Raw genomic sequence first — 7197 nt, forward strand, 5'->3', positions numbered from 1 at the left:
CAGTCACGGAACCAGGTCGAGCATCAGGACGTCGTGCCGGATCCATTGGATGACCGCGTCCAGGCCTTCGTCCGTCTTGAGGTTGGTGAAGCAGAAGGGCTTGTCGCCCCGGAACTCGCGGGAATCGCGCTCCATGACGGCCAGGTCCGCGCCCACGTGGGGTGCCAGGTCGGTCTTATTGATGATGAAGAGGTCGGACTTGATCATGCCCTGCCCGGCCTTGCGCGGGATCTTCTCGCCCTGGGCGACGTCGATGATGTAGATCGAGAAGTCCACCAGTTCGGGGCTGAAGGTGGCTGAGAGGTTGTCGCCGCCGGACTCGACGAAGATCACCTGCAGGTCGGGGTGCCGGGACTTGAGTTCCTCGATGGCCGCGGTGTTCATGGACGTGTCTTCGCGGATGGCGGTGTGCGGGCACCCGCCGGTTTCGACGCCGATGATCCGGTCCTCGGGCAGGATGCCGTTGGCGGCCAGGATCTTGGCGTCCTCGATCGTGTAGATGTCGTTGGTAATGGCGGCCATGGAGATGTCCCCGCTCATGTGCCGGGTGAGGCGTTCCACGAGCTGGGTCTTGCCGGCGCCGACGGGTCCGCCGATGCCGATCTTGACGGGTTCTGACATGGTGTCCTCCTACTAACTCATGAACATGCGGGCACGTTGCTTCTCGTGCCGCATCTGCGAAATTTCCAGGCCTGGGCTAATGGCCCCGAAGTCGTCCGGCGTGAGGGTGCCGGCCCGTTCGACGGCGGCAGCAACGCCGTCGTGCGCTGCACGCAGCAGCCGCTGCCCGGCGTTCTGGCCAAGCGGGATGGCGCGCACCGCGTTCTGCGTCAGCGAGGTGACCGCGGCGAAAAGGTACGCGGCGAGCGCCTCCTCCAGCGGGACCCCCAGGGAGCGCGCGACGACGGCGAACGCCAGCGGCTGGTGGCCGGCGGCCCGGCCTGTGGTCACCAAAGCCCGGTAGGCTTCCAGTTCCGGCGACGGAAACACCTCGGCGCCGATCCCGAGCAGCCGTCCGCCCATCTTGATGCTGGCCTCGCGCACCTGCCGGGGCAGCAACTGGGCGCTCAGCTGTTCGTCCAGTTCCGCCAGCGGGGCGCCATCGTAGACGAAGCGGATGGCCAGGGCGTCCGAGTACGTCAGTTGCTGGCCCAGGAACGCGGCCAGCCAGGTGCCGAAGCTTGCTTCGTCGTGAACCAGGCCGCGCTCCATGTAGGACTCGAAGCCAAAGGAGTGCGCGAACGCCCCGGTGGGCAGCGCGGAGTCCGTCAGCTGCTGCAGGGCCAGGCGGCGGCTAGTGGGTGTGTTCGGCATGGCGGAAGGGAACGGGCATCACGCGTTCCTGGCGGTCGTAGGGCACGCCGACGTGCTTGAGGTAGTCCTCCACGGTGTGGTCGTACTGGCAGACCATCACCTCGGCCGCATATTCGGAGGCGGCGTCGAAGAACTGGGCCTGCAGGTGCCGGTTGCCCAGGGAGTGCGCCACGACCCCCATTTCGTGGATGCTCCGCGGCGCGATCACCAGCACGTCCGAGGGCAGCACCGAGACAACGATCAGGTTCTTCTCCTCCACAGCCAGGATGTCGCCGTCGCGCAGGTCCGGGGAGCCTGCCGGCAGTCGGATGCCGAGTTCCTTGCCGTGGTCGGTGGTGACCCGCTGGATCCGTTTGACCAGCATGGCGCTGGGCAGCACCACCTTTTCCTTGTGGTGCCCGGCGTAGGGGTTTGGCGTCGCCAGTTCGTGGAGGTTGCCCTGGATTTTCTCGATGATCATGTGGTGCTCCGGTCCTTCGGTGGTGCCGCTCAAAAGAGGAAGTAGCGCTGCGCCATGGGCAACTCGGCGACGGGTTCGCAGGTGACGTCCTCGCCGTCCACGCTCACTTTGTACGTTTCGGGGTCGACGGCGATGTCCGGCGTCGCGTCGTTGAACTTCAGGTCCGCCTTGCTCAGGGAGCGGATGCCCGAGACCGGGCGGATCACCTTCTCCAGGCCGAGTTCCTCCGGGACGCCCGCCTCGATGGCGGCCTTGGACAGGAAGGTGATGGAGGACTTCTGCATGGCCTTGCCGAAGGTGGCGAACATCGGCCGCATGGTCCGCGGCTGCGGGGTGGGGATGGAGGCGTTGGCGTCGCCCATGATGGCGTACGCGATCTGCCCGCCCTTGAGCACGAGTTCCGGCTTCACGCCGAAGAACGCCGGGTCCCAGAGGACGAGGTCGGCGAATTTCCCCTCCTCCACAGAGCCGATGGAGTCCGCCATGCCCTGCGCGATCGCCGGGTTGATGGTGTACTTCGCCACGTAGCGCTTGAGGCGGAAGTTGTCGCTGCCCGCGGAACCGTGACTGCCGCCGTCGGGGTCCTCCCGGCTGGGGTCCTCCAAAACGCCGCGCTGCTTCTTCATCTTGTCCGCCAGCTGCCAGGTCCGGGTGATGACCTCCCCCACCCGGCCCATGGCCTGGGAATCGGAGGAGGTGATGGAGAAGATGCCGAGGTCCTGGAGCACGTCCTCGGCGGCGATGGTTTCGGCGCGGATGCGCGAATCGGCGAAGGCCACGTCCTCCGGGATGTCCGGGTTCAGATGATGGCAGACCATGAGCATGTCCAGGTGCTCTTCGATGGTGTTGCGTGTGTACGGCAGCGTGGGGTTGGTGGAGGCGGGCAGCACATTGGGCATGCCGGCGATCTTGATGATGTCCGGGGCGTGGCCGCCGCCGGCGCCTTCGGTGTGGAAGGTGTGGATGACGCGGCCGTCGATCGCCTTGATCGTGTCTTCCACGAAGCCGCACTCGTTGAGGGTGTCCGTGTGGATGGCCACCTGCACGTCGTATTCGTCCGCGGCTTTCAGGGAGTTGTCGATCGAGGCGGTGGTGGAGCCCCAGTCTTCGTGGACCTTCAGCCCCACGGCGCCAGCCCGGATCTGCTCCGCGAGGGGCTCGACGGCGGAGGCGTGGCCCTTGCCGAAGACGCCGATGTTCACGGGCAGCCCCTCGGCCGCCTGCAGCATGCGCTTGATGTGCCAGGCGCCGGGGGTGACGGTGGTGGCCTTGGTGCCTTCGGCCGGGCCGGTGCCGCCGCCCACCATGGTGGTGATGCCGCTGCTGATCGCGGCGGGCACCTGGTCTGGGGAGATGAAGTGGATGTGGGTGTCGATGCCGCCGGCGGTGAGGATCTTCCGTTCACCGGCGATGATCTCGGTGCCGGCGCCGATCACGATGTCCACGCCGCTGCTGATGTCCGGGTTGCCGGCCTTGCCGATTTTAAAAATGTGGCCGTCCCGGAGCGCGACGTCGGCCTTGTAGATGCCCGTGTAATCCAACACGATCACGTTGGTGATGACGGTGTCCGGCACGTCCTCCTCACGGGTGGCCTGCCCGTTCTGGCCCATGCCGTCGCGGATCACCTTGCCGCCGCCGAAGACCGCTTCTTCGCCGTAGACCGTGCAGTCCTTCTCGATCTCCAGGAACAGCTCCGTGTCCGCGAGGCGGATGGCGTCGCCCGTCGTCGGGCCGTACAGCTCGGCGTACTGCCTGCGCGGAAGGTCGAAGCTCACTTGGTGTCCCCCTCAAGGTGCGTGCCGCCGTCGAGCGGGCCGTTCACGGCGTTGGACAGACCGTGCACCTCACGCCGCCCGGCGAGTTCCACGAGCCGCACGGTGCGCCGGTCCCCCGGCTCGAAGCGCGCCGCGGTGCCGGCGGGGATATCCAGCCGGCGGCCGAACGCGGCCTCCCGGTCGAATTCGAGCGCCCGGTTCGCCTCGGCGAAGTGGTAGTGCGAGCCAACCTGGACGGGCCGGTCGCCCCGGTTGACGACGTCGACGGCGATCGCCTCGCGGCCGCTGTTGCAGTGGATCGGCTCGGGACGGAGCCGGTATTCGCCCGGGATCATGTGCGGCCTCCTAGCGGATGGGGTGGTGGACGGTGACGAGCTTGGTGCCGTCGGGGAAGGTGGCCTCGATCTGCACGTCGTGGATCATTTCCGGCACGCCTTCCATGACGTCGTCGCGGCCGAGGATGGTGGTGCCCCAGCTCATGAGATCGGCCACGGTGCGGCCGTCGCGTGCGCCTTCGATGAGCTCGTAGCTGATGATGGCCACCGCTTCCGGATGGTTCAGTTTGAGCCCCCGGGCCTGCCGCCGCCGGGCAAGGTCGGCCGCCACGACGATCATGAGCTTTTCCTGCTCACGGGGCATCAAATGCATCGCTTCTCCTCATCGCCGGGCACCGCTGACGCGGGTTTCGTGACAAGAGTAGGCGCGGGACGTTTCGGTGAGGTTTCCGGATTGCTACTGCTCCCACACAAAGATGCCGGTCCGGACTGTACTAGGCTGTGGGCAGCGTCGCGTGCCGATGGCGGACTCGCCGAACCGCCGGTGGCCATCCAGATGCAGCACTACGCGTTCCTGGTGGACGACGAACTGTTCGACCGCGCCTACGCACGGCTGCAGGGAAACGGGATCGAGCACTGGGCCGACCCGCAGATGCAGTTGGCCGGCACGATCAGTTCCGGGCACGGCGGCAGGGGCGTCTACTTCAAGGATCCCGCAGGCCATGCCCTGGAGATGATCACGCGCCCGTACCTGTAGGAGCTTCGAGGATTTCCCTGAGCCGCTTCAGGTCCTTGGTCATGGCGCTTTTCATCATCGGCGCCATGACCAGGGCTGCGAGCTTGGAGAAGCCCGCCGGCGTGCCTGTGTTCCTCAAGGTCATCCGGGTGCCGGCGCCGAGGTCTTCCCAGCGGTAGGTGGTTTGCATCGGGAACGGGCCCTGCGAAGTGCGCATCACCAGGAGCTCCCCGGGCACGAACTCCACGAACTCGTAGGTGTAATCCAGGGTCCGGCCGAGGAAATTCGCGGAGAACGCCAGCCTCGACCCCTGCCTCAGCGGCGGTTCGGTTTCCCAGCTCACCCGCTTGATGTTGGCGTACCACTCGGGCGCGTTGTCCGGATTGCCCGCGTAATCCGCCACGACGTTGCGCGGCCTGTTGATCACTGTTTCAACCTGGACATCGACCATAGTCCGCACCCCGCTCTCCACACGGGCGCCCCGCCAGGCGCTCCGATCAAGCCAAGTCTAGGCTTCGGGACGCCGCGGGTTTAGAGTGCCGTGAGTTTCTGCTGGATCACCCTTTTCCAGGCCGCGCCCTCGAGCCGGAATAATGCGGCAACCCCGGCTGTCCCTCAGGGTGATCCAGCAGAATCATCCGCCTGGACCGCAGGGAGGGAGGCACTCGCAGTACCCCTATCAACTGAGCCTCCCTCATTCGCGAGCGCGATGGTCCCATGGATTGTCGGGGCAACCCCCGCCCGCGGTCGAAAGAGGATTTTCATGTCACACGGCACGTCCATTGAGTCTGTAACCGCGACTCACGCAGCGCCGACGGAAGGACACCCTGCACACTGGCAGGGCGTCTTCGCGATGTCGCTCTGTGCCTTCGCCCTGATCTCCTCGGAGTTCATGCCCGTCAGCCTGCTGACCCCGATGGCAGCGGACCTGGGCGTGTCCGAGGGACTGGTGGGGCAGGGCATCGCAATCTCCGGACTGTTCGCCGTGCTGACCAGCCTCTCGGTCACCACTTTGGCCGGCGGAATGAACCGCAAGACGTTGCTGCTCGGCCTGACGGCACTGATGGGCGTCTCCGGCGCCGTGGTGGCGATGGCACCCGGCTACTTCGTGTACATGGCGGGCCGGGCGCTGATCGGCGTGGTGGTGGGCGGCTTCTGGTCGATGTCCGCGGCCACCGCCATGCACCTCGTTCCGGCGTCCCGCCTGCCACGCGCCCTGGCCATCTTCAACGGCGGCGGAGCCCTGGCCACCGTGCTGGGGGCGCCCCTGGGCAGCTACCTGGGCACGGTGGTGGGCTGGCGTGGAGCCTTCTTCTGCCTGGTCCCGATCTCACTGCTCTGCCTCGCCTGGCAGTGGTTCAGCCTGCCCTCGCTGGAAGCCGGGAGGTCCTCGGCGTCGGCGCGGCAGATCTTCGGCATCTTCGCCGCGCTCAAGAGCCGCCCGATTGCCCTGGGCATGGCGGCGTGCGGGGCCTTTTTCATGGGCCAGTTCATCCTGTTCACCTATGTGCGGCCGTTCCTGGAGACGGTCACCAAGGTGGATGTGACCACGGTGTCGCTGGCGCTGCTCATCGTCGGCGTAACGGGCTTCATCGGCACGCTGCTGATCGGCCGGTTCCTCGGCCCGGGCCTGTACCGGACCCTGGCGGTCATCCCGGCGCTGCTGGCCGCCGTCGCGCTGGCCCTGGTTCCTTTCGGCCCCTCACTCATCGCGGTGTTGGCACTCCTGGGTGTGTGGGGACTGCTCGCGACCTCGGCCCCCGTGGGCTGGTGGAGCTGGGTGGCCACGGCCATGCCGCACAACGCCGAGGCCGGCGGCGGACTCATGGTGGCCACGGTCCAGACCTGCATCGCCTTCGGTTCCACGCTCGGCGGCGTCCTGTTCGACGGCGGCGGGTACGGCAGCACCTTCATGGTCAGTGCCGCGGTGCTCGGGGCCGCCGCACTGCTGGCCGTGCTGACCGCCCGTGCAGTTGGCGGGGACACCGTTGGCTAAACCCCACGGCTGGGGACTAGTGCCGCTGCGTCCGCCCTTGCACAGGGCACAAATTGATTCTGCAGATCAGGCGGGTTTGCAAGCCTGTATGTCGCCTGATCTGCAGGACTGATCCTTTGATATCTGGCCTTTGTTTGGAACACATACCGGGCCTGCAGCTCAGCTTTGGGCCGGCAGCTCCATTCTCAGCGTTACAATGAGTCATTTCATGGATGCCGGGGCAGTACAAAAAGCGTGGCAGTTTGGCTAAATTGCTAGGAGAACGACATGAGCAGGCGACCGCGGAACTGGATGCCTGGACTGTTGTCAGGCCAGGTCGCCCCGGAACTCGGGACTGCAACAATCTTTACGCTGAACTTCGGGGAGATCTATCCCAGTGGATTCTTCGCTGAGATTAGCGTCCGTTTCCGCGGCCCGCTCTCGCTGGAGGAGCAGCGCATTATTTCATCGCAGGCGGAGTCTTACCTGAGAAACTTCTCACGATCTCCTTTTCCTGGCCGGAGCAGCAGATTAGCGCGGAATTCAAGTTCACGGCTTCTGAAATTTCAGCGGCGATAAGAGGGGCCGTTGAATTGTGGCAACCGGAGCAAAACGAACAGGTCGGGTTGTAAGAATCGGTTCCGCCGGCCGTTCCGGGCGCC

General features: G+C 65.9%; 9 protein-coding genes. 2 read left to right on the forward strand and 7 right to left on the reverse strand.

Going from position 1 to position 7197, the window contains the following annotated elements:
• Window positions 1-3: 3 nt before the first annotated feature.
• From ureG to BLP88_RS07130, 6 genes are read right to left on the reverse strand one after another with little or no spacing between them, the layout of a single operon-like run.
• Window positions 4-621, reverse strand: a complete 618-nt coding sequence (ureG, locus tag BLP88_RS07105; protein ID WP_074588030.1) for an urease accessory protein UreG — start codon at window positions 619-621, stop codon at window positions 4-6.
• Window positions 622-633: 12 nt separating this feature from the next.
• Window positions 634-1314 (reverse strand): urease accessory protein UreF, encoded by a 681-nt coding sequence (locus tag BLP88_RS07110; protein WP_074588032.1) that lies wholly within the window; start codon window positions 1312-1314, stop codon window positions 634-636.
• On the reverse strand, window positions 1295-1774 hold the full coding sequence (gene ureE, locus BLP88_RS07115; protein ID WP_074588034.1) for an urease accessory protein UreE: 480 nt from the start codon (window positions 1772-1774) through the stop codon (window positions 1295-1297). The genes BLP88_RS07110 and ureE overlap by 20 nt, the downstream gene beginning before the upstream one ends.
• 29 nt (window positions 1775-1803) lie before the next feature.
• Window positions 1804-3549 carry an urease subunit alpha gene (ureC, locus tag BLP88_RS07120; protein ID WP_074588036.1) on the reverse strand — a complete coding sequence of 582 codons (1746 nt, stop codon included), beginning with the start codon at window positions 3547-3549 and terminating at the stop codon, window positions 1804-1806.
• Window positions 3546-3884: an urease subunit beta gene (locus BLP88_RS07125; protein WP_074588038.1), complete on the reverse strand. Its 339-nt coding sequence runs from the start codon at window positions 3882-3884 to the stop codon at window positions 3546-3548. The genes ureC and BLP88_RS07125 overlap by 4 nt, the downstream gene beginning before the upstream one ends.
• A 10-nt stretch (window positions 3885-3894) precedes the next feature.
• On the reverse strand, window positions 3895-4197 hold the full coding sequence (locus BLP88_RS07130; RefSeq protein WP_074588039.1) for an urease subunit gamma: 303 nt from the start codon (window positions 4195-4197) through the stop codon (window positions 3895-3897).
• A 171-nt stretch (window positions 4198-4368) separates the two neighbouring features.
• Here BLP88_RS07130 and BLP88_RS07135 point away from each other — a divergent pair, with 171 nt between their 5' ends.
• Complete coding sequence (locus BLP88_RS07135) at window positions 4369-4581, forward strand: VOC family protein (RefSeq protein ID WP_245679790.1); 213 nt, start codon at window positions 4369-4371, stop codon at window positions 4579-4581.
• Here BLP88_RS07135 and BLP88_RS07140 read toward each other — a convergent pair.
• Entirely contained in the window at window positions 4562-5011 is a 450-nt protein-coding gene (locus BLP88_RS07140) for an SRPBCC family protein (protein WP_074588041.1), read from the reverse strand. The genes BLP88_RS07135 and BLP88_RS07140 overlap by 20 nt on opposite strands.
• Window positions 5012-5323: 312 nt before the next feature.
• Between BLP88_RS07140 and BLP88_RS07145 the strand changes: the two genes are divergently transcribed.
• Window positions 5324-6556, forward strand: coding sequence for an MFS transporter (locus BLP88_RS07145; RefSeq protein ID WP_074588043.1), 1233 nt, complete (start codon window positions 5324-5326; stop codon window positions 6554-6556).
• Window positions 6557-7197: the final 641 nt, after the last annotated feature.

The organism is Arthrobacter cupressi (assembly GCF_900099975.1).
Lineage (GTDB): Bacteria > Actinomycetota > Actinomycetes > Actinomycetales > Micrococcaceae > Arthrobacter > Arthrobacter cupressi.